Below are 23,941 nucleotides of genomic sequence, written 5' to 3'. Positions count from 1 at the left end.
AATTTATGCTTAAAAGTAGTATTAAAGGAGTCGGCCATTACGTGCCAGAGAATATAGTGACCAACGATGATCTGTCTAAATTGATGACCACCAACGACGAGTGGATTACCGAAAGAACGGGAATCAAAGAGCGCCATCATCGAAAAAACAGAAATGATTCCGAAGAAACAACCGCTCATTTAGCTTTCAAAGCCTCGGAAGCGGCATTAAAAATGGCAAAAATGTCTGCTAAAGACCTTGATTATATCGTCTTCGCAACACTCTCTCCCGATTACTATTTCCCTGGTTCTGGTGTACTTTTGCAAGAAATGTTAGGCTGTGAAACCATCGGAGCTTTGGATGTAAGAAACCAATGTTCTGGTTTTGTTTATGCAATGAGTGTGGCCAACGCTTTTATCAAATCTGGGCAGTATAAAAATATTCTGGTGGTCGGTGCAGAAGTTCACTCTTTTGGATTGGATTTTTCTGATGCCGGGCGTGGCGTTTCTGTTATTTTCGGAGATGGCGCCGGAGCCGTAATTTTATCGGCAACCGAAGAGGAAAGTGCTGGCGATATTTTAGCAACAAATATGCACGCTGAAGGAAAGCATGCCGAAGAATTATGCACCAAATTTCCTGGTTCTAAATTTGGTTGGAGTGACCGCATGCGTTTGGAACCAGATGAGGTAACCGATGCTGAAATCTACCCGATTATGAATGGTAATTTTGTTTTCAAACATGCCGTCACCAGATTTCCTGAAACCATGATGGAAGCCCTAAACAAAGCGGGCAAAAAACCAGAAGATCTGGATATGTTTATTCCCCACCAAGCCAATTTAAGAATTGCCCAATTCGTACAGCAACGATTCGGTTTGCCCGATGAAAAAGTGTACAATAATATTCAACGATTTGGCAATACAACCGCTGCTTCAATTCCATTGGCTTTAAGTGAAGCGATTGAACTAGGTAAAATCAAACGAGGGGATTTGGTTCTTCTATCTGCCTTCGGAAGTGGATTTACCTGGGGCTCGGTCTTATTTAATTATTAAAATATCAAATGCGTCGCTCGACGCATTTTTTAGTGCAGGTATGATTTTTATCAAAGGTGATTTTTATCATTTTATCTGAATATTCCTGAAAACAGCAGAGTTGTAACTTTACATAGAATCAAATGATTAGAAAGTGATCATTCATAAAAATACACTATGGCAACTCAAACTAAAAAACAACAAAAGTATGTTTATTTCTTCGGTGGTGGCAAAGCCGATGGTAATGAATCCATGAAAAATCTTTTAGGAGGTAAAGGGGCAAACCTGGCGGAAATGGCAGGTCACCCAGAATTGAAACTTCCCGTACCTCCGGGATTCACCATCACTACCGAAGTCTGTACGTATTATTATCAACACAAAAAAACATATCCTACCACTTTAAATCCCCAAATTAAGGACGCCGTTAAGCAAATCGAAAAATTAATGGGTAAAAAATTTGGCAATCTGAAAGATCCCTTGCTCTTGTCAGTACGATCAGGCGCCAGAAGATCAATGCCCGGCATGATGGATACCGTTTTAAATATCGGTTTAAATGATGAGACTGTAAAAGGTTTAATTAAAGTTACGGGTGACGAACGATTTGCCTACGATGCCTACCGAAGATTGGTGATGATGTATGCCGATGTGGTAATCGAAAAAGCTGGTGGATTGGAACCAGCAAAAGGAATCGGTATTCGCCGAATTATGGATGACAAACTTTCCGAACTTAAAAAAGAAAAAGGCGTAGAACTCGACACCGAAATTGAAGCCAAAGATTTAAAAAAATTGGTCAAAGAATTCAAAGCTTTAACCAAAAAATATTTGAAACAAGAATTTCCAGAAGATCCTTGGGATCAACTCATGGGCGGTGTTGGTGCCGTCTTCGCTTCCTGGAATGGAAAACGAGCCATTGAATACCGCAAAATCGAAAGGATCCCAGAAGAGTGGGGAACTGCTGTAAACGTACAGGCCATGGTTTTCGGTAACATGGGCGATGGTTCTTGTACAGGAGTTGCCTTTACCAGAAACCCTGGAAATGGCGACAATCATTTTTATGGTGAATATTTGGTGAATGCCCAAGGTGAAGATGTGGTAGCAGGAATCAGAACACCAGCTCCTATCAATAATTCCTCTAAAAATGACCACAGTAAAAAGTTAGTGACCTTAGAAAAATTAATGCCTGCGCAATTTAAAGAGCTCGATGATTTTCAAAAAAAATTAGAACGTCATTATAAAGACATGCAGGATATTGAATTTACGATTGAGAAAGGTAAACTATTTATGTTACAATGCCGAGTCGGAAAACGAAATGGTGTTGCTGCCGTAAAAATGGCAACCGACATGTACAAAGAAAAACTCATTACTGCAGACGAAGCCATCATGAGAGTGGCGCCAAATCAGTTGGTAGAGCTTTTGTTACCCATGTTCGATCTTGCAGAAGAGATGAAAAATAAACCGATTGCAAAAGGACTTCCAGCCGGGCCGGGCGCAGCAGTTGGTCGTTTGGTTTTTGAATCTTCAGAAGCCGTTGAATGGGCTTCCCGCGGTGAAAAAGTAATTCTTGTAAGAGAAGAAACATCCCCGGAAGATGTAGACGGAATGCACAAAGCTCAAGCAATTATCACCTCAAAAGGAGGCATGACTTCGCACGCGGCTTTAGTAGCAAGAGGTTGGGGTAAATGCTGTATCGTAGGTTGCAGTGAAATAGAAATTAGGGAACATGAAAAGATGCTCATTACCAAAGAAGGAAAAAAAATTCACGAAGGAGATTGGGTCAGTTTGAATGGAACCAAAGGCGTGATGTACGAAGGTGTATTGGAACTGATTGGAACTGATCTTAATAAAAACAAATCCTATCAGTCCTTAATGAAACTGGTAGAAAAAGCAAAAGTGCTAGGGGTAAGAACCAATGCGGATAATCCTAAAGATGCCATGCAAGCTGCCTATTTCGGTGCAGAAGGAATTGGATTATTCCGTACAGAGCACATGTTTTATGGGGAAGGAAGTGAAAAACCACTTTTCTTACTCAGAAAAATGATCATGAGCGATACCTTAAAAGAAAGAAAATCTGCGCTCGACGAATTATTCAAATTCGTAAAAAAAGATATAAAAGCCACTTTAGAAGTGATGGATGGAAAACCAGTAACCATAAGACTTCTGGATCCGCCTTTGCATGAATTTGTGCCACATGACAAAGAAAAATTAATGGCTTTAAGCAAAGAATTGGGCGTAAGCATGAGTATTTTGAATAGAAGAATTCTTGCTTTGCACGAAAATAATCCGATGCTAGGTCACCGTGGCGTACGTCTGGGCATTTCTTATCCAGAAATTACTGAAATGCAAGTGCGCGCAATTTTAGAAGCTGCTGGCGAATTGATCAAAAACGGGAAACACGCGATGCCAGAAATTATGGTACCTGTAACAATGGGCAAACATGAACTACGTCATCAAAAAGAGATTGTAGATCGGGTGTATTCAGAAACCTTGAAAAAACTTAAACTTAAGAAAATCGTTTATCTCTATGGCACCATGATTGAAATTCCACGAGCCGCTTTAAAAGCCGACTCAATGGCAGAAGTTGCCGATTTCTTCAGTTTCGGAACCAATGATTTAACACAAATGTCATTTGGTTTTTCCAGAGATGATATTGGTGGATTCTTGCCAAAATATCTGGATCTAAAATTACTACCAGACGATCCTTTCGTTACCATTGACCAAAGTGGCGTGGGAGAATTAATAAAAATTGGTGTAGAAAGGGGGCGCAGTACCAAACCAAAATTAAAAGTGGGGATTTGCGGCGAACATGGCGGCGATGCAGAATCCGTAAAATTCTGCCACCGACTCGGAATGAATTACGTAAGTTGTTCCCCCTACCGTGTACCGATTGCGAGATTGGCTGCAGCACAAGCAGCAATTGAAGATAAAAAAGCGCTATAGATGTTAGCATTAATAAATGTGAAAACTGCCCCGAATCGAGGCAGTTTTCACATTTTTACAAAAGGGCAATGAAGCTCAATAATCTATTCAAAAATTTCAAAAATTTCTCCATCAAAACTGGCAAAAACCATGGTTGGATAAGAATCCTGATGTGCTATATTTCCGTGATAATCAATGGCAATGATGCCGGCAAAACCATCAATTTCATGCAATTCTACAAAAGTTTTTTCCACCGCCGCTCCTAGGGAAAAACCATCGGTTACCCGGGTTACAATTTTAGCGGCAGTAGCATTGCTCACCAGATCTTCCCCAACTCCCGTACAACTTACTGCACAATATTTATTGGCGAAATTTCCGGCCACGGTAGCAGAATCAGAAATTCTTCCCACCAGTTCAAAACCTTTACCACCCGTAGAAGTTGCCGCAGCCAAGCTCCCATTCTTATCCAACGCTACGCAACCAACCGTTCCTTTTCCACCATTTTTTAATTTCTCTTCATATTCTTTTCTTCGTTGTGGGATTTCGGTAGAATACTGCTCAAAACCACTTTCAGTGGCGTATTTCTTAGCGCCATTTCCACCGAGAACCCGGTCGTCTTCTTTCATTAAAACCTGTGCAACTTCAATCGGATTTTTTACATTTTCAATATTAATAACCCCTGAAAATTTTTGGGTGTTACCATTCATCAAAGAAGCACTCATCCTGATTTTACCATCACTTTGGATTTGAGAACCCATTCCCGCATTATAAAGCAAATCGTCTTCCAACATTTTTACGGCATAAACTACCGTTTCCTCGGCGGAATTGGTTTTTAAAAATTCAAAAGAAGTCTTGGCGATTTCTTTCAAAGAATTTTGCTTGGCAATTTTTACTTCTAGACTTTGGTCGCTTTCCGAGAAAAAACCACCATGAATAATTATTTTCATTTTTTTTGATGCTAAAATTTTTTGCAATTATGCCTGTGGAATAGGATTGTATTGCGAGTTAACAATGGTCAGGTTCTTCGCTTTTAAGTCATAAAAATCATTTTGAGACAAAACATGTACGATGAGATTATCAATAGAGATAGGCTTTCCTAGATCAATGTTGGTCAGGTTAGTGTCTTTTATAAAACGACCATCAACCAAGATTACAAGTCCCGACCCAATGGCAGTCATAATATCATTATCGATAAAAAGTCCCGTATCTTCACCGAGACCTATTCCTAAAGTTCGGGGATTATTTACCACAGCCTGAAACAATCTTCCGATTCTCCCGCGCTGTACAAAATGCGTATCTACAATCACGTTATCGATAAAACCTAAACCTTGCGTAGTTTTAATTTCGCCTTTAAGTAAAGCTTCGCTGCTGGATCCTTGATAAATCATATTTTCAGAGGCAGCTGCTGCTCCCGCAGAAGTTCCAGCGTAAATGAAATTTTCCTCCTGATATTTTTGTAAAATAATATCATGAAACCGAGTGCCACCCAAAATTGAGGTTAACCGAAGTTGATCACCTCCCGTAAACATCACCACATCAGCTGCGCACGCACGTGCTGTAATGGCATCGCTGTTGGCTTGCTCACGATTTATAATATCTAAAATATTTACATTTTTAGCTCCTAAGAATTCAAATGCTTTTTTGTATTCAGGACCTACAATTTGTGGAATTTGCGAGGCAGTAGTGATAATTTCGATGACCGAATTTTCTTTTAATCGAGATTCATCAATGATTTTTCTTAAAATTCCACGCTCAAAAAAATTTAGATTTTTTTCGATATTCTGATCATAATCGGTTTCGGAGAAACTGCCCTTGTTTACGGCGCCACCAATGATCATTAATTTTCCAACTGCTTTCATAGGGTGCAAATTTAAAAAAATATTCTTGGTAGTTCAATAAAAATTAAGCAGATTGATTGCGGAAACGATTGTTTTATGAGAGGATGTCTAAAAAAAATGCTTTTAATTTTTATTATTTTTTTCTAATTATTAAGGTTTTCGTTTATCTTTGATAATCAAACAAAATTTTACACCACACAAAAAGACGATAATAACCTATGAAAATTGACAAAATACAAGTTTTACGCGGACCTAACATTTGGAGTATCAGAAGAAAAAAACTAATTCAAATGCGTTTGGATTTGGAAGAAATGGAGCATTTGCCTACCAATAAAATCGATGGATTCCGCGAACGGTTACAACTGCTAATGCCTACATTAATCTCTCATCGCTGCTCAGAAGGCGTAGAAGGTGGCTTTTTTTTGCGAGTCGACATGGGAACCTGGATGGGTCATGTCATTGAACATATCGCTTTGGAAATTCAAACCCTGGCTGGTATGGATACCGGCTTTGGAAGAACCAGAGAAACAAAAACACCTGGCGTTTACAACGTTGTTTTTAGTTACTTAGAGGAAAACTCGGGTATCTTCGCTGCAGAACAATCGGTTGAAATGGCGAGATGCCTGATTGAGGATCGGCCCTATAATCTGGACGAATGCATTCGGAATTTAAAGGAAATTAGAGAGCGTGAACGCTTGGGTCCTTCTACTGGAAGTATCGTTGAGGAAGCTGTTGCCAGAAATATTCCTTGGATTAGATTAGGCAGAAACTCCCTGGTTCAGTTAGGATATGGCGTTAACCAAACCAGATTTCAAGCAACCATTACGGGCAACACCAGTTCAATTGCGGTAGATATTGCGTGCAATAAGGAATTGACAAAAAAAATGCTCGATGAAGCTGCAATTCCCGTTCCCACAGGTGACTTGGTTCAGGATGATGAAGGCTTAGAAAGAGTCATTAGAAAAATTGGTTATCCCCTTGTACTTAAACCTCTAGATGGCAATCATGGCAAAGGTTCATCAATTAATGTTAATGATTTTGAAACCGCAAAAGCAGGTTTAGTTCACGCACAAAATTATTCTAAGAAAGTGATTGTAGAACGGTTTATCACCGGCTATGATTTCCGAATTTTGGTCATTAATCATAAAATGATCGCCGCTGCCAGACGAGTCCCGGCGCATATCATCGGCGATGGCGAGTTGACGGTTCAGCAATTAATTGATAAAGAAAACTTAGACCCTAGAAGAGGGTATGGACATGAAAATGTTTTAACCGAAATCCTGGTAGATAAAGATACCAATGAACTTTTAGAGAAGTTACATTACACCTTAGAAACAGTTCCTAAAAATGGTGAAATTGTTTATTTAAAATCAACAGCCAACCTTTCAACCGGCGGAACCTCAATCGACGTTACCGATATGGTTCACCCAGAAAATATCGTCATGGCAGAAAGGGTTTCGAGAATTATCGGCTTAGATGTAGCTGGAATCGATATTATGGCAGAAAACCTCACCCAACCTTTGAAAGAAAGTGGCGGCGCAATTTTAGAAGTAAATGCTGCACCTGGTTTTAGAATGCATCTTGCTCCGAGTGAAGGTTTGCCCAGAAACGTTGCCGCACCCGTCGTAGACATGCTGTATCCTCCTGGGAAACCTGTTAAAATACCGATTATTGCGGTTACGGGGACCAATGGTAAAACAACCACCACAAGACTTATTTCCCATATCGTGAAGAATAATGGTTTTAGAGTAGGCTTCACCACCTCAGATGGAATCTATATTCAAAATACCATGCTCACAAAAGGAGATACGACCGGACCGATTTCTGCCGAATTTATTCTTAAAGATCCCACCGTAGAATTTGCCGTTTTAGAAACTGCAAGAGGCGGTATTCTGCGCGCAGGCTTGGGTTACAGTACTTGTGACATCGGCGTTTTAACCAATATCAAAGAAGATCATCTCGGGATGAATGACATTCATTCCTTGCGCGATTTGACCAAGGTAAAAAGAGTCGTTATGGATTCTGTGAAGAAAGATGGCTGGAGTGTTTTAAATGCAGACGACGAATACTCCATGAGATTGATGCCTGAGTTGGATTCTAAAATTGCGATTTTTAGTTTAGATGAAAACAATCCGCACATTAAGAAATTTGCCAAAGAAGGAAAAGTGACTTGTGTGTACGAAGAAGGATTTGTAACCATCAAAAAAGGAGACTGGAAAATTCGGATTGCCAAAGCGCACAATATTCCAATTACCATGGAAGCCAAAGCAAAATTCATGATTTCTAATGTTTTAGCCGCGAGTTTAGCGACTTACCTCTATGGTTTTGCAATTGAAGATATTGCCAATTCTTTGCGTACTTTTATACCCAGCCCAATGTTGATGCCAGGCCGTTTAAATATTTTTAAATTTAAAAAATTCCAAGTATTGATCGACTTTGCACACAATCCAGCGGGTTATGAAGCCATCGAAGATTATCTTAAAAATGTAGAAGCCACCAAAAAAATCGGAATTATTTCTGGCGTGGGCGACCGTAGAGATGAAGATATTAAAGAATGTGGTAAAATTGCCGGTAGAATGTTCGACTATATCATCATTAGAAATGAAAAACATTTGCGCGGCAGAACAGAAGAAGAAATCAATGATTTGATTATTTCTGGCATTCAAGAATCGGATAGTACCGTAAGTTACGAATCGATTCCCAAAGAAATAGAAGCCTTAAAACACGCCATGAGTATGGCCGAAGAAGGCACATTTATCACCGCACTTAGTGACGTGGTCACCAATGCCATAGAATTGGTGCAGGAATACCAAACCCGCGAAATCCTGGAGGAAGGCAACATCAGTTAAGCAAATAAAGCAGTCTTGTTGGGCAGAGATTTCCGTCTTCCATTCCCGCTTTTTTGCTCCACTACGTTCTGCAAAAAGAGCTCCATTCAAGCCGGGCTGCAGTATTTGCACCGTTCAAACTAGGTCTTAATTTACCTTCGGAAACAAGTTTAACTCTCAAAATTATATATTTTGGGAGTTTTTTATTGTGAACGAACATTGACTTTTGAAGCGATTAAATTCATAAAAAAAAATAGGAATAATAATTTCGGGCTTCTGTTTTATTTTCCCAATTATTTCCCTATTTTTGACCAATGGAAAATTTCGTGGTTTCTGCAAGAAAATACCGTCCGCAAGAGTTTGATACTGTTGTGGGACAAGGTCATATTACAGAAACACTGGAACACGCCATTGAAGAAAATCAGTTAGCACAAGCCTTACTTTTTTGCGGACCAAGAGGAGTGGGTAAAACAACTTGTGCTAGAATACTCGCACGCAAAATCAATGAGCGAGACGGTTCTACCTCAGAAGATGGTTTCGCGTACAATATTTTCGAACTCGATGCGGCTTCCAATAACTCAGTTAATGACATTCGGGACCTGACCGACCAGGTTCGTTTTGCACCTCAAGTTGGGAAATATAAAATCTATATCATTGATGAGGTTCATATGCTATCTCAAGCGGCGTTTAATGCGTTTTTGAAAACCTTAGAAGAACCACCCGCACACGCCATATTTATTTTAGCGACCACCGAAAAACATAAAATCATCCCGACCATTTTGTCGCGCTGCCAAATTTATGATTTTAAGAGAATCACCATAGAGGATATTCAACTTCATTTAAAGAAAATTGCCGAGAAAGAAGGAATCCAATATGAAGATGATGCACTCTATTTAATTGCACAAAAAGCAGATGGAGCATTGCGTGATGCACTGTCGATCTTCGACCGACTTTCTACTTTTTCACAGAAGAATATCACTTTGGCAAAAGCAGCCGAAGTTTTAAATGTTCTGGATTACGAACAATATCTTTCCATTGTAGATTTAGCGCATGAAAATAAAATTTCTGAAACTTTGTTTGCTTTAAATGAAATCATTAAAAAAGGTTTTGATCCCCATATTTTTATTGCCGGTTTGGGAAGCCACTTTAGAGATTTAATGATGGCTCAAAATCCACAAACGGTCAGTTTAATTGAGGTGGGAGAAAAAACAAAAACCAAATTTTTAGACCAAAGTAAAAAGTGGAATGCGCAGCAATTGGTGGATGCCGTTGAGATTTGCAATCATGCAGACATTAACTATAAAAATTCCAAGAATCCACGTTTGACCGTAGAAATCGCGTTAATGCAACTTTCTTCTTTATCTGCAAACACGGCAGATTCTAAAAAAAAAAGCATCTGATTTTAGCGCCGTTTCTTAGGACTGCTCCTGTAATGAAAAAGGTTCCTACCAAAGAAATACCTAAAGAAACTTTAATCGAAACACCAGAGGAAATCAAAAAAGTTGTTCAAAAAACGACGGTTCCTTTGGGTCAACCAAAAAAATCTTCTCCATTCAGTATCAGTGCTGCTTTAGAAAAATCTGAAGAAGAACCTGAGCAAATCATTGATTCAACGCAGAAAAATTTGCCGAGTCAACATTTTAGTGAAACGGATTTAAAAATCGAGTGGCAAAAATTCTTGGCCGAACTGCAACCGAAAGATATCATTATCTATAATGCAATCAATTCTTTTACCCTTCAGAAAAAAACGGAAGATATTGTGGAAGTTACGTATCCTTCAGAATCTGCAAAAGGAGAATTTGAAAAAATACGAACCGAATTTTTCAATCACTTTATGCACAAAGTCAATCATTATAACATCAATATAGACTATCGGGCAGATTTTAGCATGAAAAAAGAAATCGTTACCAAACGAAAGATTTTCGATAAATTTGCCGAAATAAATCCAGTCCTTAAGGAATTAGATGATCTTTTTAAATTGGATTTTAATTAAAATTAATACTTCACAACCTTCCATATGAATTTACAGAACTTAGAAAACAATTGGATTAAAGAATTTTCCAATCCCTTAATTATTGCCGGACCTTGCAGTGCGGAGAGTGAATCACAAATGCTGGAAACCGCTAAAAGAATCAAAGAATCAAATGCTGATGTACCAATTTTTCGGGCCGGAATCTGGAAACCAAGAACAAAGCCTAACGGTTTTGAAGGCGTAGGAGTGATTGGTCTAAACTGGTTAAAAAAGGTAAAAGAAGAGTACGGATTCAAAACAGCTACCGAGGTTGCTAATGCCCATCACGTAGCAGCTGCCTTAGAAGCAGATGTTGATATTTTGTGGATTGGTGCCCGCTCGACCGTAAATCCTTTTACCGTTCAGGAAATTGCAGAAGCACTCAAAGGAACAGATAAACCGGTCTTGGTTAAAAATCCAGTTAATCCAGATTTGGCTTTGTGGATTGGTGCTTTAGAAAGACTACTGGGGCAGAATGTTAAAAACCTAGGGGTTCTTCACCGAGGCTTTTCAACCTATCAAAAAACAAAGTATAGAAATATTCCAAATTGGCAGATTGCCTTGGATTTTAAAAATCAGTTTCCAAATATTCCTATGTTGGTTGATCCCTCGCATATTTGCGGGAACAGAACAGGCTTAGCCGGCATTGCGCAGGAAGCCTTGAACGTGGGTTATGAAGGAATGATGATTGAAACACATTGTACTCCTGATGAAGCGTGGAGCGACGCGGCACAACAAATCACACCCGAAACCTTAGCCGATTTAATGCAGAACTTGCAGGTTAGAAATTCTGACATTTCTGCTTTTGATGGAGAAATGGGTCGCCACCGAACTTTAATCTCTGATTTGGATTTTCAGTTGATCGATTTATTATCTCAAAGGATGAAGATTTCTGAAAAAATAGGGAACTTGAAAAAAGATAATAATATTGCGATTTTTCAACCCGAACGATGGAAAGTAATTACCGAATATGCTACGCAAAAAGCAGATGAATCAGGAATGTCGGCCGAATTTATAGAAAAAGTTTTCAAGGCAATTCATGAAGAATCGATTGAAGTTCAGAACAGTATTTAATTCTTATTTTTAAAGTTAATTTCCCTCAAAAATAATTCGTGAAAGGACTCATTACAAAATCCACCGGAAGTTGGTACCAAGTTTTAGAACGTGAAACCGGAAGATTTTTCGAGGCAAGAATTCGTGGAAAATTTAAACTGATCAAAACGCGTTTAACTAACCCGCTCGCTGTAGGGGATTTGGTAGAGTTTTCTTTGGAACAGGATGAAGTCGCTTGGATTACAAAAATTAAACCCAGAAGAAATTATTTGATTAGGAAATCGGTTAACCTATCTAAGGAAGCGCATATTATCGCCTCGAATATTGATATCGCGTGTTTTATTTTTACGCTTAAACATCCAGAAACTTCGTTCGGTTTTCTGGATCGTTTTCTAGCCTGCTGCGAAGCTTACAATATAAAACCGCTTATTTTATTTAATAAAATGGATGTCTTGTCGGAACAAGAAAAAGAATTTTCGGCAGAAATAGAAACCTTGTATGAGAACATAGGATATGAAACTTTGGAAATTTCGTCTTACTCAAAACTAAATCTAGAGGTACTACAGAACATCATCAAAGATAAAGTTTCGGTGTTTTTTGGCCATTCCGGCAGTGGCAAATCTACCTTGGTCAATGCAATGCAACCAGAACTTAATTTAAAAACTTCTGAAATTTCTGAAACGCACCTGAAAGGAAAACATACAACCACCTTTGCTCAAATGCATTTCTGGCATTTTGGCGGAAGTGTAATTGATACACCTGGCGTGCGTGAATTTGCAATGATTGATGTGCAAAAAGAGGAAATTCAACATTATTTTCCAGAGATTTTTAAAGAGGGTCGGAAATGTAAATTTCATAATTGTATGCACATTAACGAGCCAAAATGTGCGGTATTGAAAGCTATAGAATTAGGAGAAATAGAGGAGACACGTTACATCACCTATTTAAAAATCATGGAAGAAGCTCAGGAAAATACAGCACAATAAAAAACCCAGCCGAAGCTGGGTAAAAACTAATAACCATGAAAACTCAAATTAAACATGAGAATCGTGAATGAATTCACAACTTTCGTGCCAAATAAATTTGGCAAATCTCTGTAAGAATTTTCAGTACAAATATAGAAAAGTTTTTTGTATTTTCGCACCACAATAAAACAAGATTTATGTCAGGTAACATTACATTCACCATGATTAAGCCAGATGCAGTAGCAGACGGACATATCGGTGCTATTTTAGGAAAAATTTCAGAAGCTGGTTATAAAGTAAAAGCTTTAAAACTAACACAGCTTACCATTTCAGATGCAAAAAAATTCTATGAAGTTCATGCTGAAAGACCGTTTTACGGCGAATTGGTTGACTTTATGAGTTCAGGACCAATGGTAGCAGCAGTTTTAGAAAAAGACAATGCTGTTGAGGATTTCAGAACATTAATTGGGGCAACCAATCCTGCGGAAGCAGCAGATGGAACCCTTAGAAAAATGTTTGCAAGAAGCGTAGGAGAAAATGCGGTTCATGGTTCAGACTCAGATGAGAACGCTTTAATCGAAGCAAGTTTCCATTTTTCTGGTAGAGAAATTTTCTAAAAAAACAACATCGTACCGCGATGATGTTTAGAAAAAAAAATCATAAAAAACCCTTTCAGTACTCATACTGAAAGGGTTTTTGTCTTTAAATGTATTGCTTTTTTATTTATATTTTCAATAATTCAATCATTTTTTCCGGACTGTCTACAGAAAAAACTGCATTTCCAGCAACTAAGACATCAGCGCCTGCCTCAAAAAGCTTAGAAGCATTGTCTAAATTGACGCCGCCATCAATCTGAATGAGCGCCGTAGAATTATTAGATAAAATTAAATCTCTGGTTTCCGCAATTTTCTTGTAAGTATTTTCAATAAATTTCTGTCCACCAAATCCTGGATTTACACTCATAAGTAAAACCAAATCAACATCAGCAATAATATCTTCCAACATTAAAACAGGGGTTGCAGGATTAAGAACAACTCCAGCTTTCGCACCTTTGTCTTGAATTAGATTAATGACCCGATGTAAATGCGTACATGCTTCATAATGCACCGAAACCAAGTCTGCACCTTGATTGATGAATTCTTCCACATATTTTTCTGGTTCTACAATCATCAAATGCACATCGATAAATTTTTTGGCGTGTTGCCGAATTGTCTTCATCACCGGAAAGCCAAACGAAATATTGGGTACAAACCTTCCGTCCATAACATCTACATGAAGCCAATCAGCTTGTGATTGATTGAGCATTTCTATATCTCTTTGCAAATTTCCGAAATCTGCGGATAATAGGGAAGGAGCGATTAATTTTGTTTTCATTATTATTTATTTTCGATTTACTTTTTATTTAAATTAATGATATTTTAAAGCCATCGTAGGTTTAATCTGTAACAAAGTGTCATAAATAAGTTGAATTACATGAGCCACGTCTTCCTGAGCAACCATTTCTACGGTTGTGTGCATATATCGCAATGGAAGTGAAATTAATGCTGATGGCACTCCGCCATTCGAATGGGCAAATGCATCGGTATCAGTTCCGGTTGCTCTGCTCGCAGCGGCTCTTTGGAAAGGTATTTTTTTTGTTTTTGCAGTTTGCACAATCAGCTCACGAATGTTATGGTGAACACTTGGCGCAAAATAAATAACAGGACCATGCCCACACTTTAAATCTCCTTCTTTTTTCTTTTCGATCATCGGGGTAGAAGTGTCATGGGTAACATCCGTCACAATGGCAATATTTGGTTTAATGGTGTCTGCAATCATATTGGCACCGTATAAACCAACTTCTTCCTGAACAGAATTGGTCACATATAAACCGAAAGGGAGTTCCTTTTTGTTCTCTTTTAATAGTCTGGCAACTTCGGCAATCATAAATCCGCCAACCCGATTATCTAAAGCACGTGACACGAAATATTTATTGTTTAATTGAAAAAATTCGTCGGGATAGGTAATCATGGTACCCACAAATATTCCTAATTCCTCCACCTCTTTTTTGTTGGAAGCACCACAATCGATGAAAATGTTTTCTAGTTTCGGAACGGGTTCATCAGAATTTATTCCTCTTGTATGGATTGCAGGCCAGCCAAAAACACCTTTGACAATACCTTTTTCGCCATGTAAATGAACCACTTTCGAAGGAGCAATCATTTGATCTGAGCCTCCATTTCTGATGACATAAATAAGTCCCTCATCAGTAATATAATTCACATACCAAGAGATTTCATCTGCATGGGCTTCAATAACTACACGAAATTCTGCCTCGGGATTAATGATTCCGTAACATGTTCCGTAATGATCAAATTCAATTTTATCCACATAAGGCTTTAAATAATCCATCCAGATTTTCTGGCCGTTGTGCTCGTAACCTGTTGGAGATGCACAGTTTAAATAATTTTCTAAAAATTCTAATGATTTGTTTTCAAATTTCATAATAAAGGAATGAATTTTGCTGAGTTAAATTTTGATTTAATAGAAGGTAAAAATAATGAATTTTAATAGACTGATCTTTATATTTCTTCTGTTTTTCGCAGTTCATGCAAATGCGCAGGAGGTTTTAACTACACTAAAACCCATTAGCGAATATCCACCTGAACTTCTTAAAACTGATGAATTTGGAAGTAAATATTACTACGATGCCAGTCAGAAGGCGAGAATTTATGAAATTAACGGCGAAAATGTGGTGGTTATGGACGAGCTTTTCTTAAGAAATAAACCCCGATTTAACAATCAACTCGATCGCAATTATTACTATTTTCTTAATAAAAAATTAAACCGAGTTTATCCGCTTTTCCTGACTGCGTTGGAGCAGTATGAAGATATTCAAGACGAAATGCAATCGCTTGATAAAAATTCGCAAAAACAATATGTTTATCAACGTCAAAAAGATTTGGCCAATCAATATGAAATTCAATTGCGCGATTTAACAACTACTGAAGGTCGAATTTTTGCCAAACTCATGAATCGTGCCACGGGGAAAACCGTCTATGATATAATCAGAGAGTTGCGTGGCGGATGGAGTGCTTTCTGGTGGAATGTGAAGGGGAATATTGCAGATGTAAGTCTCAAAGAACCTTACAATCCGCATAATGATCGAAGTGATGAATTTTTAGAATCATTGCTTCAAACGAATTGGAATAGCGGATATTTGCAACCTTATCCAGGTTATCTTACTTTTAAAGTCAAAAAATAATATGAACAAAATTTTACAGAATTCGGTACTGCTGCTTGCTTTATTAAGTTTTAATTTCGGTTATTCTTGGGGAACTACCGGTCACCGAGTAATCGCAGATATTGCAGAAAATCATTTATCTGCAAAAGCTAAGAGAAATTTAAAGAAAATGATTGGCGATCAGAAATTAGCCTACTGGGCAAATTGGCCAGATCAAATTAAAGCAGATACCACTGGAGTTTGGAAACCTACGGAACGCTGGCACTACGTAAATGTAAATCCTCAACCCAATATTAAACAATTTTCAGACAGTCTGAAAGCGCAACAAGGACCAAATATTTATACGCAAATCAAAATTCTTTCAGAGCAAATTAAAGATAAAAAAACGCCTGCTCAAGATCGCGAAATTGCGTTGCGATTTCTAATTCACCTCGTTGGTGATGCGGCACAACCCCTTCACGTAGGTCGCTATGAAGATTTGGGCGGTAATAAGATAAAAATAAATTACTTTGGTTTACCTACCAACCTGCATGCCCTCTGGGATTCTAAAATAGTCGATTTTGAAAAATACAGCTATACCGAATACACCAGAGTCTTGGATGTAAAATCCAAACAGGAAGTAAAAACCATTCAATTAGGAACTCTGGAAGACTGGTTGTACAATAGCCAGAAAGCAGCAAATAGAATTTATGCAAATTCGGTTGCAGAATCAAATTATTCCTACGATTATAATTATAAATTTCAGCCTTTGATCGAGCGACAATTGCTGTATGGTGGTTTGCGTTTGGCCAAAATTCTGAACGAAATTTTATAAAATTCTTTTCTTTAAAACATCAAAAGCAACTTTATCAATAGGTAACGGAAATGGGTTTTCTTCGGTATTGAGGGAAACCCATTCAATTTTCTCAATACAAGGATCTAAAATCAGTAATTCGTTTTCATCGACCATTTCTGCAAGATAATAAATGGATAAAAGCTGTTCATTATTTCGAAATTTTGAGACCAAAAAATCTTCTTGAGTATATAAATGTTGTATATTTTTAACTTTGATATTAAGCTCCTCCTCTAATTCTCGTTGGACACATTCTAAAACGCTTTCGCCCAATTCTAAGCCACCACCCGGAAACTTCATCAATTGTTCACCCACATATTCTTCATGAAGAACCAGCACCTTGCCATTTTTCAGAATCATTGCATAGACTCTAACATTTATTTTATCGATCATAATTAAAGTTTAGATTTTTTAATCGTTACAAGTTAGGAATTTTTGCCTCATTTAATTCTTGATGGCATTAATCATTTCACGTTTTCCCGGAGGGCCTGATTTTTTTTCTACTTTAAAGTTTAATGCCGTTAAAATGCGGCGAACACTGCCTTTAGAAGAATAGGTTGTTAGCAATCCTCCAGATTTCATAGTGTCTGCAACCAATTCAAAAAGAGGTTTTTCCCATAAATCAGGTTGAACTCGCGCACCAAAACAATCAAAATAAACCAAATCAATTTTCGGGAGGTCTAGATTTTTAAGCTCAAAAAAATCAGCCTGGTATTTGGTAAGGAAGAAATTTGGCCAAATTTCGGTCTTTTTGCTCCAATGAGCATTGTGAATTTTTAGGAAAATTTCCGACATTTCATTTTTAGAAAATAGTGATCCGTAATTTAATTCTGTCACTTCATCTATATTTATAGGATATTTTTCAAGGGTAAAATAATGAATTTTATGATTTTTGTCAGTTTTCAAAAATTCATCAATTGAGACTAAAACATTAAGACCTGTTCCAAAACCGAGTTCTAAAATATTAATATCGCAATCTTTTATTAAATTTAATCCATTATCAATAAATACGTGTTTGGCTTCCTGAAGGGCACCGTGGTGCGAATGGTAATTCTCATTTAATTCATTGATATATAATGTTTTGCTACCATCTGAGGTGGTTTTTATTTCTCGTTTCATGCTATTTTTTTTCAAAATTAATTTAAAATTTTGATATTTGAAAAATTATTATAAATTTGTAGAACATCAATAAAAATTTAAAAAATGATAATTGAAAAATCTACTCATCCGAGAATTTCAGAATTTGATCCAGAGAACTTTTCTTTCGGAAATATGTTTAGTGATCACATGGTTATTTGCGAATATGAGAACGGGAAATGGGGAGATGTGAAGGTAATGCCTTACGGCCCACTTCCTTTTACTCCAGCAATGATGGGTGTTAATTACGGCCAAGCCTGTTTTGAAGGAATGAAGGCCTATAAAGATAAAGACGGTCAAGTTTTCATTTTCCGACCAGAAAAGAATTTTTCCCGAATCAATAAATCAGCCACTAGACTTGCAATGCCAGAAATTCCTGAAGAAGTATTTTTAGGTGGTTTGAAAGCCTTGGTCGACCTAGATAGAGATTGGGTCCCTTTTGGCGAAGGAAATTCATTATACATTCGACCGCTAATTTTTGCGACAGAAGAAGCCTTAAAAGCTAGAATTGCCAATAAATACATGTTTGCTATCGTAGCAACACCAGCAAAAAGTTATTATTCTGCACCCGTTTCCGTAAAAATTTCTGATTATTATTCTAGAGCTGCCAACGGTGGTGTAGGCTTTGCCAAAGCTGCAGGAAATTATGCCGCTTCTTTTTACCCGACTAAATTGGCGAATGACGAAGGATTTGAGCAGATTATTTGGACTGATGATTCTACGCACGAATATTTTGAGGAAAGTGGTACGATGAACGTTTTTGTTCGGATTAATGATACGATTTATACACCACCAACTTCAGAAAAAATCTTAGACGGTGTTACCAGAGACAGCTTCATCCAACTAGCGAAAAAGAGAGGAATTGATATAAAAGTGGAACCCGTTTCCGTGAAAGCTGTTGTTGAGGCGCATAAAAATGGCGAATTGAAAGAAATCTGGGGAGTAGGAACTGCAGTTGTTACGTCCGTTTTCAAAGCGATAGGTTATCAAGGTGAGAAATTAGAATTGCCACAATTATCATTAGAAGAAAGTTTTGCCTTAACCCTTCAAAAAGATTTGGTAGATATTCAAACGAATATTGCTGAAGATCCTTTTGGGTGGAGAGTTTTAGTAGAAAAAAACATTTTATAAACGGTATAATTTTTCCAGATCATTAGCAAATTAAAACCGGGAATAATTTCTTCTCGGTTTTTTCGTTTTTGAATCTAAATCGAAATGCTTATTTTCGCAAAAGTTTTTATGAAAAAATTGATTGTATTTTATTCGTTATTAATGATTGGCTGTGTGGAACATGCACCCACACATCCACCAGTAGGTGGAATATTGAGTGAAAAAGATTTGGATATTTCGAAAAACAGATCGAAAAACCTAAATATTCTTGAAAGAGGACAAATTGAAGACTGGATTAAAAACCAAAATGAAGACTTTTATCCCATGAAGATGAATTATTGGGTAAATGATGCAAATCTTCAAAATCAAAACAGGAAAAGTAATGGTGACTCGATCTCTTACCTATATTATATTTATGATTTTGATTGGGTAAAACTGTATGAAACTCCCATAGAAAATAAAAATGTTGTTTTTGGTCATTTCCAAGAGCTAAAACCCATAGAAGATGCATTACGGTATATGGGCAAAGATCAGGAAGTAACGTTGCTGATTCCGTCTGCCTTAGGCTATGGAACGTACGGAGATAATGATCAGATTTCAAATGATATGCCTTTGATAATTAAATTAAAAGTACTCTAAAATATTGCTATTTATGTTAAAAAAGAATTTATTAATCGCGATAGCAGCGATTTCAATAACAAGTTGCACCCCAATTTATAAAAAAATGAATGTAGACAAAGAAACTTACGCAGGTCTGAAAGAAGGACTTTATGCCAATTTCCAAACTTCAAAAGGAAATATGATTGTAAAACTTGAAGACAAAAAATCCCCCGTTACCGTGGCGAATTTTGTTGGATTAGCTGAAGGAAAAATTGAAAATACCGCAAAAAAGAATGATATTCCTTTCTACGACGGTACTATTTTTCACCGGGTAATTAAAGATTTTATGATTCAAGGTGGAGATCCAAAAGGAACCGGAATGGGCGATCCAGGATATAAATTTGATGATGAAAAAAACGACCTTCAGCATACCGGAAAAGGAATTCTATCGATGGCAAATTCAGGACCGAATACCAACGGATCACAGTTCTTCATTACAGAGATTGCAACCCCTTGGTTGGATGGAAAGCACACCATTTTTGGTGAAGTAGTCAACGGAATTGAAGTTATTGATTCTATTGCCACGGTAGAAAAAGGAGCACAAGATAAACCTAAAACTGATGTTGTTTTAGAAAAAGTGGCCATTTTCTCAAAAGGTGATCAGTACAAAAATTATGACGCTGCAAAAATTTTCACAGAAGGAAAAGGAAAAATCAAGGAAAATAACAAAGCAATTCTCGACAAAATAGAGGCAGATAAAAAGAAAAAAGCCGAAGAGTTTGCTGCCAATCAGCAAAAACTAGTTGATGACTTAAAAGCCACAATGCAAGCGACACCTTCTGGATTATACTATAAAATTACAGAAACAACCAATGGGAAGAAGGCAAATACAGGCGATGTAGTATCTGTGCATTATGCAGGAAAACTGGTTGATGGAAAAGAATTCGACTCTTCATTTAAAAGAAATGAACCGATTGAAATCCCAATTGGGGTAGGACAAGTAATTAAAGGTTGGGATGAAGGAATTCTTTTATTAAAAGAAGGAGAATCAGCTACTTTACTAATTCCATCGGAGCTTGGTTATGGAGCAAATGGAGCGGGTGGTGTTATTCCTCCAAACGCATGGCTCATCTTTGATGTAAAATTGGTAAAAGTGAACAGCACGCTTGCACAATAGATTTCCAAAAAAATCCTTTTGATGGATTTTTCATTGCAAATTAAACAAAAGCACTTCAAGCAATTGAAGTGCTTTTTAGGTCTTAATAGCTCCTATTAATAATTATTTGCATTATAAATTACTTTTCTAATAAAAATAGGGTGATTTAACGGTGAGTTTTTAAGGAATTAACTTTTATATTTGTAGCATAAGATCAAGCACTATGAATTTAATTTTATTTTTTCATTAATCTATTATAATCTACCGTAAGATTTATTTCTCAATGGGGTCAATTCATATTTCTTCGATCTAATTTAATCTTAAAAAATAGGGTAAAAGCTACAAACCAATCAAACACAAATGATGATTTTTTTAACCCTAAAAAATCAAGATTAAGTAAAAAGCCAATTACGAAAACACAAATGATTGGAAGGAAGAAAAGGTGCATTTTTTAATGTACCTTTCTTTTATTCAACGATTCTCTCCCCACAAATTTTACAAAATCTGGAGTCGTCATCAACATCTCCATTACCACAGCGGTTGCAAAATTTACCAATCTCCTGGCGTTTATTTCTCATTTCAGCGGTAACAATCCCGGTAGGAACAGCAATGATTGAATACCCCGCAAGCATTAATAATACCGAAAGAAATTTTCCCAATGGTGTTCCCGGTGAAACATCGCCATAACCAACTGTTGTCACGGTAACTACTGCCCAATAAATACTCTGAGGTATACTTTCAAAACCCTCACGGTGACCTTCTACCATAAACATCATCGAACCCACGATTACTGAGAATATCATTAAAAATAAGAGGAAAATATAGATTTTTCTGGAACTATTCTTCAGCGCGGTGACAATGAAATAACCATCGTCCATAAAATCCATTAAGTTTAAGATTCTAAAAATTCTTAACATTCGGAGCATTCGAATGATGAGGAAGTATTTGGTAATGGGAAAAAATAAACTCAAATAGAAAGGTAAAATTGCCAGAAAATCGATTACCCCAAAAAAACTAAAAATATAATCTTTTTTATTTTTAATAGTGATGACCCGTAAGGCGTATTCGATCGTAAAAAAAACCGTAATGATGATCTCTACAATCACAAATACATTATGCAGTTTGGCATCGAACACCCGAACACTTTCCATCATGACAATGAAGGTGCTGAGCAGGATTAAGACCAACAGCATGATATCAAAGAGTTTACCCATCTTGGTATCAGCTTTGAAAATAATGCGGAATAATTTACGTTTCCAGCGGGTTCGCTCCGGCATAAAATTATGTTCTCTTTCCATTGCTATTGAGGGTATATTTACAGATTTAATTCTTAAATTCGTTGCAAACATAAGAAAATGACAGTAAATGAATTAATTATTGACCTGAAAAGAATAATTCCTTTAGCACAAGCGGAAGATTATGATAATGTAGGCTTACTTTGCGGAAATCTAGAACGGCAGGTTTCCGGTATTTTGGTCTGCCACGATGCGTTGGAATGTGTTATAGAGGAAGCTATTACTATGAATATTAATTTCATTGTGACTTTTCATCCCATTATTTTTTCAGGTCTAAAATCGATTACCGGAAAAAACCATGTTGAAAAAGCAGTGCTGAAAGCCATCGAAAATAAAATCGCTATTTATGCTATTCACACGGCTTTTGACAATGACTTTTTTGGTGTGAATTTTAGAATCTGCGAAGAGCTTGGACTTCAAAATCAAAAAATTTTAATGCCAAAAAAACAAAACCTGCATAAACTTGAAGTTTTCGTTCCGCAAAATTTTAGCGAAAAATTGCAAAATGCACTTTTTGATTCTGGTGCGGGAAATATCGGCTTTTATGAAGAATGCAGTTTTTCAGTTTCGGGCCAAGGAACATTTAGACCAATTGAGGGAGCAAAGCCATTTTCCGGAACACTAGGAGTTCGAGAAAAGGCTGATGAAGTGCTGATTTCTGTAATTTATGAAAATTACAAAAAAAACCAGATTCTCGCTGCCATGCGGTCGGCCCATCCTTATGAAGAAGTAGCCTATCAAATCATTCAGCTAGAAAATGAAAATCAATTTGTAGGTTTGGGACGATTTGGAGAATTTGAAGAACCAATGCACGAAGAAGAATTTTTAGGTTTTGTACAAGAGAAATTTAATTTACAAGCCATTCGGCACTCCAATTTAAACAAGAAAAAAATCAAACGAGTTGGGGTTTTGGGTGGAAGTGGAGCAAGTGGAATAGGCGCCGCTCTTGTGCATCAATGTGACGCATATTTAACAGGCGACCTCAAATATCATGATTATTTTCTGGGAGAAGGCAAAATGTTAACCTGTGATATCGGTCATTTTGAATCTGAACAATTTGTTACGGAGCATTTAGTTGATATATTATCACAAAAATTCACTACCTTTGCAGTCTCAAAATCTACCGAGAAAACCAACCCTGTAAACTATTTTTTATAAAATATGGCTAAAAAAACAGTAGAAATCGCCGTTGAAGACAAACTAAGAGCACTTTACGACCTACAAATCATCGATTCAAGATTAGACGAAATCCGTAGCACAAGAGGCGAATTGCCGATTGAAGTTGAAGATTTAGAAATTGAAATCGAAGGTCTGGAAAAAAGAGCTGATAAGTTTCAAAGCGAGATTAAAGCTCAAAGTGATGAAATCAATACAAAGAATGAAGTGATTAGTCACGCAAAAACTTTGATTGATAAATACAAGTCTCAGCAAGATAACGTAAGAAATAACAAAGAATTTGAAGCTTTGGATAAAGAAATTGAATTCCAGGAATTGGAAATTCAACTTTCAGAAAAAAGAATCAATGAATTTAGTGTGAAAATTGGTCATAAGAATGAAACTTTAGAGGAGTTAAATTCTAAAATTGCTGATTTAAAAAATCACTTGAAATTCAAAAAAGAAGAGCTTGAAAACTTGGTTTCAGAAACACAGAAAGAAGAAGATTTCTTAATCGGAAAATCAAAGGAATTTGCAAAGAATATCGATGAGAGATTATTGGCATCATACCAAAGAATCCGCACGAATTCACCAACCGGTTTAGCAGTTGTAGGTTTAGAAAGAGGTGCGCCGAAAGGATCATTCTTTACATTGCCGCCACAAAAGCAAATGGAAATCGCACAGCGTAAAAAAATAATTATCGACGAACATTCCGGAAAAATCCTGGTAGACGATGATTTGGTAAACGAAGAAAATGAAAAAATGAAAGATATTATTAAATTTTAATACTTTCTTATAAGAAAAAAAAACCGGTT

22 protein-coding genes are annotated in these 23,941 nt (G+C 37.0%); 15 read left to right on the top strand and 7 right to left on the bottom strand.

Translation table 11 applies throughout. The features are described 5' to 3' along the window. The first annotated feature begins 5 nt into the window (after positions 1 to 5). The gene (locus QWY78_RS08645; protein ID WP_290218781.1) at positions 6 to 1,028 is read left to right on the top strand and encodes a 3-oxoacyl-ACP synthase III family protein; all 1,023 of its coding nucleotides are present in this window, start codon (positions 6 to 8) and stop codon (positions 1,026 to 1,028) included. A 156-nt stretch (positions 1,029 to 1,184) separates the two neighbouring features. Further along, positions 1,185 to 3,944, top strand: coding sequence for a pyruvate, phosphate dikinase (gene ppdK, locus QWY78_RS08640; protein ID WP_290218779.1), 2,760 nt, complete (start codon positions 1,185 to 1,187; stop codon positions 3,942 to 3,944). 83 nt (positions 3,945 to 4,027) lie between these two features. Here the strand turns inward: ppdK and QWY78_RS08635 are convergent, their stop codons facing one another. Both QWY78_RS08635 and QWY78_RS08630 read right to left on the bottom strand, forming a co-directional pair. Continuing rightward, positions 4,028 to 4,870 (bottom strand): isoaspartyl peptidase/L-asparaginase, encoded by an 843-nt coding sequence (locus QWY78_RS08635; protein WP_290218776.1) that lies wholly within the window; start codon positions 4,868 to 4,870, stop codon positions 4,028 to 4,030. A gap of 27 nt (positions 4,871 to 4,897) precedes the next feature. Then, positions 4,898 to 5,782 carry a cyanophycinase gene (locus tag QWY78_RS08630; RefSeq protein ID WP_290218774.1) on the bottom strand — a complete coding sequence of 295 codons (885 nt, stop codon included), beginning with the start codon at positions 5,780 to 5,782 and terminating at the stop codon, positions 4,898 to 4,900. A 197-nt stretch (positions 5,783 to 5,979) separates the two neighbouring features. Between QWY78_RS08630 and cphA the strand changes: the two genes are divergently transcribed. The 6 genes from cphA to QWY78_RS08600 all read left to right on the top strand — a co-directional run bounded on the left by cphA (position 5,980) and on the right by QWY78_RS08600 (position 13,235). Then, complete coding sequence (gene cphA / locus QWY78_RS08625) at positions 5,980 to 8,610, top strand: cyanophycin synthetase (protein ID WP_290218772.1); 2,631 nt, start codon at positions 5,980 to 5,982, stop codon at positions 8,608 to 8,610. A gap of 293 nt (positions 8,611 to 8,903) precedes the next feature. Then, positions 8,904 to 9,989, top strand: a complete 1,086-nt coding sequence (gene dnaX, locus QWY78_RS08620; protein WP_290218768.1) for a DNA polymerase III subunit gamma/tau — start codon at positions 8,904 to 8,906, stop codon at positions 9,987 to 9,989. A gap of 32 nt (positions 9,990 to 10,021) precedes the next feature. Then, positions 10,022 to 10,582, top strand: a complete 561-nt coding sequence (locus QWY78_RS08615) for a DUF8439 domain-containing protein (RefSeq protein WP_290218766.1) — start codon at positions 10,022 to 10,024, stop codon at positions 10,580 to 10,582. A 24-nt stretch (positions 10,583 to 10,606) separates the two neighbouring features. Further along, complete coding sequence (locus tag QWY78_RS08610; RefSeq protein WP_290218764.1) at positions 10,607 to 11,674, top strand: chorismate mutase; 1,068 nt, start codon at positions 10,607 to 10,609, stop codon at positions 11,672 to 11,674. A 38-nt stretch (positions 11,675 to 11,712) separates the two neighbouring features. Further along, positions 11,713 to 12,639, top strand: a complete 927-nt coding sequence (gene rsgA / locus QWY78_RS08605) for a ribosome small subunit-dependent GTPase A (RefSeq protein ID WP_290218761.1) — start codon at positions 11,713 to 11,715, stop codon at positions 12,637 to 12,639. Positions 12,640 to 12,815: 176 nt separating this feature from the next. Further along, positions 12,816 to 13,235, top strand: a complete 420-nt coding sequence (locus tag QWY78_RS08600; RefSeq protein ID WP_290218759.1) for a nucleoside-diphosphate kinase — start codon at positions 12,816 to 12,818, stop codon at positions 13,233 to 13,235. A gap of 106 nt (positions 13,236 to 13,341) precedes the next feature. Here QWY78_RS08600 and rpe read toward each other — a convergent pair whose 3' ends face one another. Then, entirely contained in the window at positions 13,342 to 13,992 is a 651-nt protein-coding gene (gene rpe / locus QWY78_RS08595) for a ribulose-phosphate 3-epimerase (RefSeq protein WP_290218758.1), read from the bottom strand. Positions 13,993 to 14,025: 33 nt separating this feature from the next. Next, positions 14,026 to 15,102 carry a M42 family metallopeptidase gene (locus QWY78_RS08590; protein ID WP_290218756.1) on the bottom strand — a complete coding sequence of 359 codons (1,077 nt, stop codon included), beginning with the start codon at positions 15,100 to 15,102 and terminating at the stop codon, positions 14,026 to 14,028. 55 nt (positions 15,103 to 15,157) lie between these two features. Between QWY78_RS08590 and QWY78_RS08585 the strand changes: the two genes are divergently transcribed. Both QWY78_RS08585 and QWY78_RS08580 read left to right on the top strand, forming a co-directional pair. Continuing rightward, on the top strand, positions 15,158 to 15,862 hold the full coding sequence (locus QWY78_RS08585; RefSeq protein WP_290218754.1) for a DUF4294 domain-containing protein: 705 nt from the start codon (positions 15,158 to 15,160) through the stop codon (positions 15,860 to 15,862). A gap of 1 nt (position 15,863) precedes the next feature. Then, positions 15,864 to 16,655, top strand: coding sequence for a S1/P1 nuclease (locus QWY78_RS08580; protein ID WP_290218753.1), 792 nt, complete (start codon positions 15,864 to 15,866; stop codon positions 16,653 to 16,655). Here the strand turns inward: QWY78_RS08580 and QWY78_RS08575 are convergent. Continuing rightward, the gene (locus QWY78_RS08575; protein WP_290218751.1) at positions 16,650 to 17,066 is read right to left on the bottom strand and encodes an NUDIX hydrolase; all 417 of its coding nucleotides are present in this window, start codon (positions 17,064 to 17,066) and stop codon (positions 16,650 to 16,652) included. The two genes, QWY78_RS08580 and QWY78_RS08575, sit on opposite strands and share 6 nt — an antisense overlap. Positions 17,067 to 17,117: 51 nt before the next feature. Continuing rightward, complete coding sequence (gene mnmC2, locus QWY78_RS08570; protein WP_290218748.1) at positions 17,118 to 17,792, bottom strand: tRNA (5-methylaminomethyl-2-thiouridine)(34)-methyltransferase MnmC2; 675 nt, start codon at positions 17,790 to 17,792, stop codon at positions 17,118 to 17,120. Between the two features lie 84 nt (positions 17,793 to 17,876). On the opposite strand from mnmC2, the gene QWY78_RS08565 reads away from it, so the two are divergent. From QWY78_RS08565 to QWY78_RS08555, 3 genes are all read left to right on the top strand, one after another. After that, positions 17,877 to 18,941 (top strand): branched-chain amino acid aminotransferase, encoded by a 1,065-nt coding sequence (locus tag QWY78_RS08565; RefSeq protein WP_290218746.1) that lies wholly within the window; start codon positions 17,877 to 17,879, stop codon positions 18,939 to 18,941. A gap of 108 nt (positions 18,942 to 19,049) precedes the next feature. Next, complete coding sequence (locus QWY78_RS08560; RefSeq protein WP_290218731.1) at positions 19,050 to 19,559, top strand: FKBP-type peptidyl-prolyl cis-trans isomerase; 510 nt, start codon at positions 19,050 to 19,052, stop codon at positions 19,557 to 19,559. Positions 19,560 to 19,644: 85 nt separating this feature from the next. Continuing rightward, positions 19,645 to 20,697, top strand: a complete 1,053-nt coding sequence (locus QWY78_RS08555; RefSeq protein ID WP_290218730.1) for a peptidylprolyl isomerase — start codon at positions 19,645 to 19,647, stop codon at positions 20,695 to 20,697. Positions 20,698 to 21,143: 446 nt separating this feature from the next. Here the strand turns inward: QWY78_RS08555 and QWY78_RS08550 are convergent, their stop codons facing one another. Further along, positions 21,144 to 21,974 (bottom strand): ion transporter, encoded by an 831-nt coding sequence (locus QWY78_RS08550; protein ID WP_290218723.1) that lies wholly within the window; start codon positions 21,972 to 21,974, stop codon positions 21,144 to 21,146. Between the two features lie 57 nt (positions 21,975 to 22,031). On the opposite strand from QWY78_RS08550, the gene QWY78_RS08545 reads away from it, so the two are divergent. Then, positions 22,032 to 23,129, top strand: a complete 1,098-nt coding sequence (locus QWY78_RS08545; protein ID WP_290218721.1) for a Nif3-like dinuclear metal center hexameric protein — start codon at positions 22,032 to 22,034, stop codon at positions 23,127 to 23,129. Between the two features lie 3 nt (positions 23,130 to 23,132). Further along, positions 23,133 to 23,912 (top strand): zinc ribbon domain-containing protein, encoded by a 780-nt coding sequence (locus tag QWY78_RS08540; RefSeq protein WP_290218718.1) that lies wholly within the window; start codon positions 23,133 to 23,135, stop codon positions 23,910 to 23,912. Positions 23,913 to 23,941: the final 29 nt, after the last annotated feature.

Origin of the sequence: Kaistella yonginensis, assembly GCF_030409525.1 — a bacterium.
GTDB lineage: Bacteria > Bacteroidota > Bacteroidia > Flavobacteriales > Weeksellaceae > Kaistella > Kaistella yonginensis.
Note: the sequence above shows the minus strand (reverse complement) of the source record. Positions and strands in the feature narration are given on the sequence as shown.

Excerpts from the sequence above, each read along its gene's own strand:
- QWY78_RS08565 (WP_290218746.1), top strand. The coding sequence starts at position 17,877 with ATGATAATTGAAAAATCTACTCATCCGAGAATTTCAGAATTTGATCCA.
- QWY78_RS08540 (WP_290218718.1), top strand. The coding sequence starts at position 23,133 with ATGGCTAAAAAAACAGTAGAAATCGCCGTTGAAGACAAACTAAGAGCA.
- QWY78_RS08635 (WP_290218776.1), bottom strand. The coding sequence starts at position 4,870 with ATGAAAATAATTATTCATGGTGGTTTTTTCTCGGAAAGCGACCAAAGT.
- QWY78_RS08590 (WP_290218756.1), bottom strand. The coding sequence starts at position 15,102 with ATGAAATTTGAAAACAAATCATTAGAATTTTTAGAAAATTATTTAAAC.
- ppdK (WP_290218779.1), top strand. The coding sequence starts at position 1,185 with ATGGCAACTCAAACTAAAAAACAACAAAAGTATGTTTATTTCTTCGGT.
- QWY78_RS08645 (WP_290218781.1), top strand. The coding sequence starts at position 6 with ATGCTTAAAAGTAGTATTAAAGGAGTCGGCCATTACGTGCCAGAGAAT.
- dnaX (WP_290218768.1), top strand. The coding sequence starts at position 8,904 with ATGGAAAATTTCGTGGTTTCTGCAAGAAAATACCGTCCGCAAGAGTTT.
- QWY78_RS08585 (WP_290218754.1), top strand. The coding sequence starts at position 15,158 with ATGAATTTTAATAGACTGATCTTTATATTTCTTCTGTTTTTCGCAGTT.
- QWY78_RS08630 (WP_290218774.1), bottom strand. The coding sequence starts at position 5,782 with ATGAAAGCAGTTGGAAAATTAATGATCATTGGTGGCGCCGTAAACAAG.
- cphA (WP_290218772.1), top strand. The coding sequence starts at position 5,980 with ATGAAAATTGACAAAATACAAGTTTTACGCGGACCTAACATTTGGAGT.
- QWY78_RS08580 (WP_290218753.1), top strand. The coding sequence starts at position 15,864 with ATGAACAAAATTTTACAGAATTCGGTACTGCTGCTTGCTTTATTAAGT.
- QWY78_RS08555 (WP_290218730.1), top strand. The coding sequence starts at position 19,645 with ATGAATGTAGACAAAGAAACTTACGCAGGTCTGAAAGAAGGACTTTAT.
- QWY78_RS08575 (WP_290218751.1), bottom strand. The coding sequence starts at position 17,066 with ATGATCGATAAAATAAATGTTAGAGTCTATGCAATGATTCTGAAAAAT.
- QWY78_RS08560 (WP_290218731.1), top strand. The coding sequence starts at position 19,050 with ATGAAAAAATTGATTGTATTTTATTCGTTATTAATGATTGGCTGTGTG.
- QWY78_RS08550 (WP_290218723.1), bottom strand. The coding sequence starts at position 21,974 with ATGGAAAGAGAACATAATTTTATGCCGGAGCGAACCCGCTGGAAACGT.
- QWY78_RS08615 (WP_290218766.1), top strand. The coding sequence starts at position 10,022 with ATGAAAAAGGTTCCTACCAAAGAAATACCTAAAGAAACTTTAATCGAA.
- QWY78_RS08545 (WP_290218721.1), top strand. The coding sequence starts at position 22,032 with ATGACAGTAAATGAATTAATTATTGACCTGAAAAGAATAATTCCTTTA.
- mnmC2 (WP_290218748.1), bottom strand. The coding sequence starts at position 17,792 with ATGAAACGAGAAATAAAAACCACCTCAGATGGTAGCAAAACATTATAT.
- rpe (WP_290218758.1), bottom strand. The coding sequence starts at position 13,992 with ATGAAAACAAAATTAATCGCTCCTTCCCTATTATCCGCAGATTTCGGA.
- QWY78_RS08610 (WP_290218764.1), top strand. The coding sequence starts at position 10,607 with ATGAATTTACAGAACTTAGAAAACAATTGGATTAAAGAATTTTCCAAT.
- QWY78_RS08600 (WP_290218759.1), top strand. The coding sequence starts at position 12,816 with ATGTCAGGTAACATTACATTCACCATGATTAAGCCAGATGCAGTAGCA.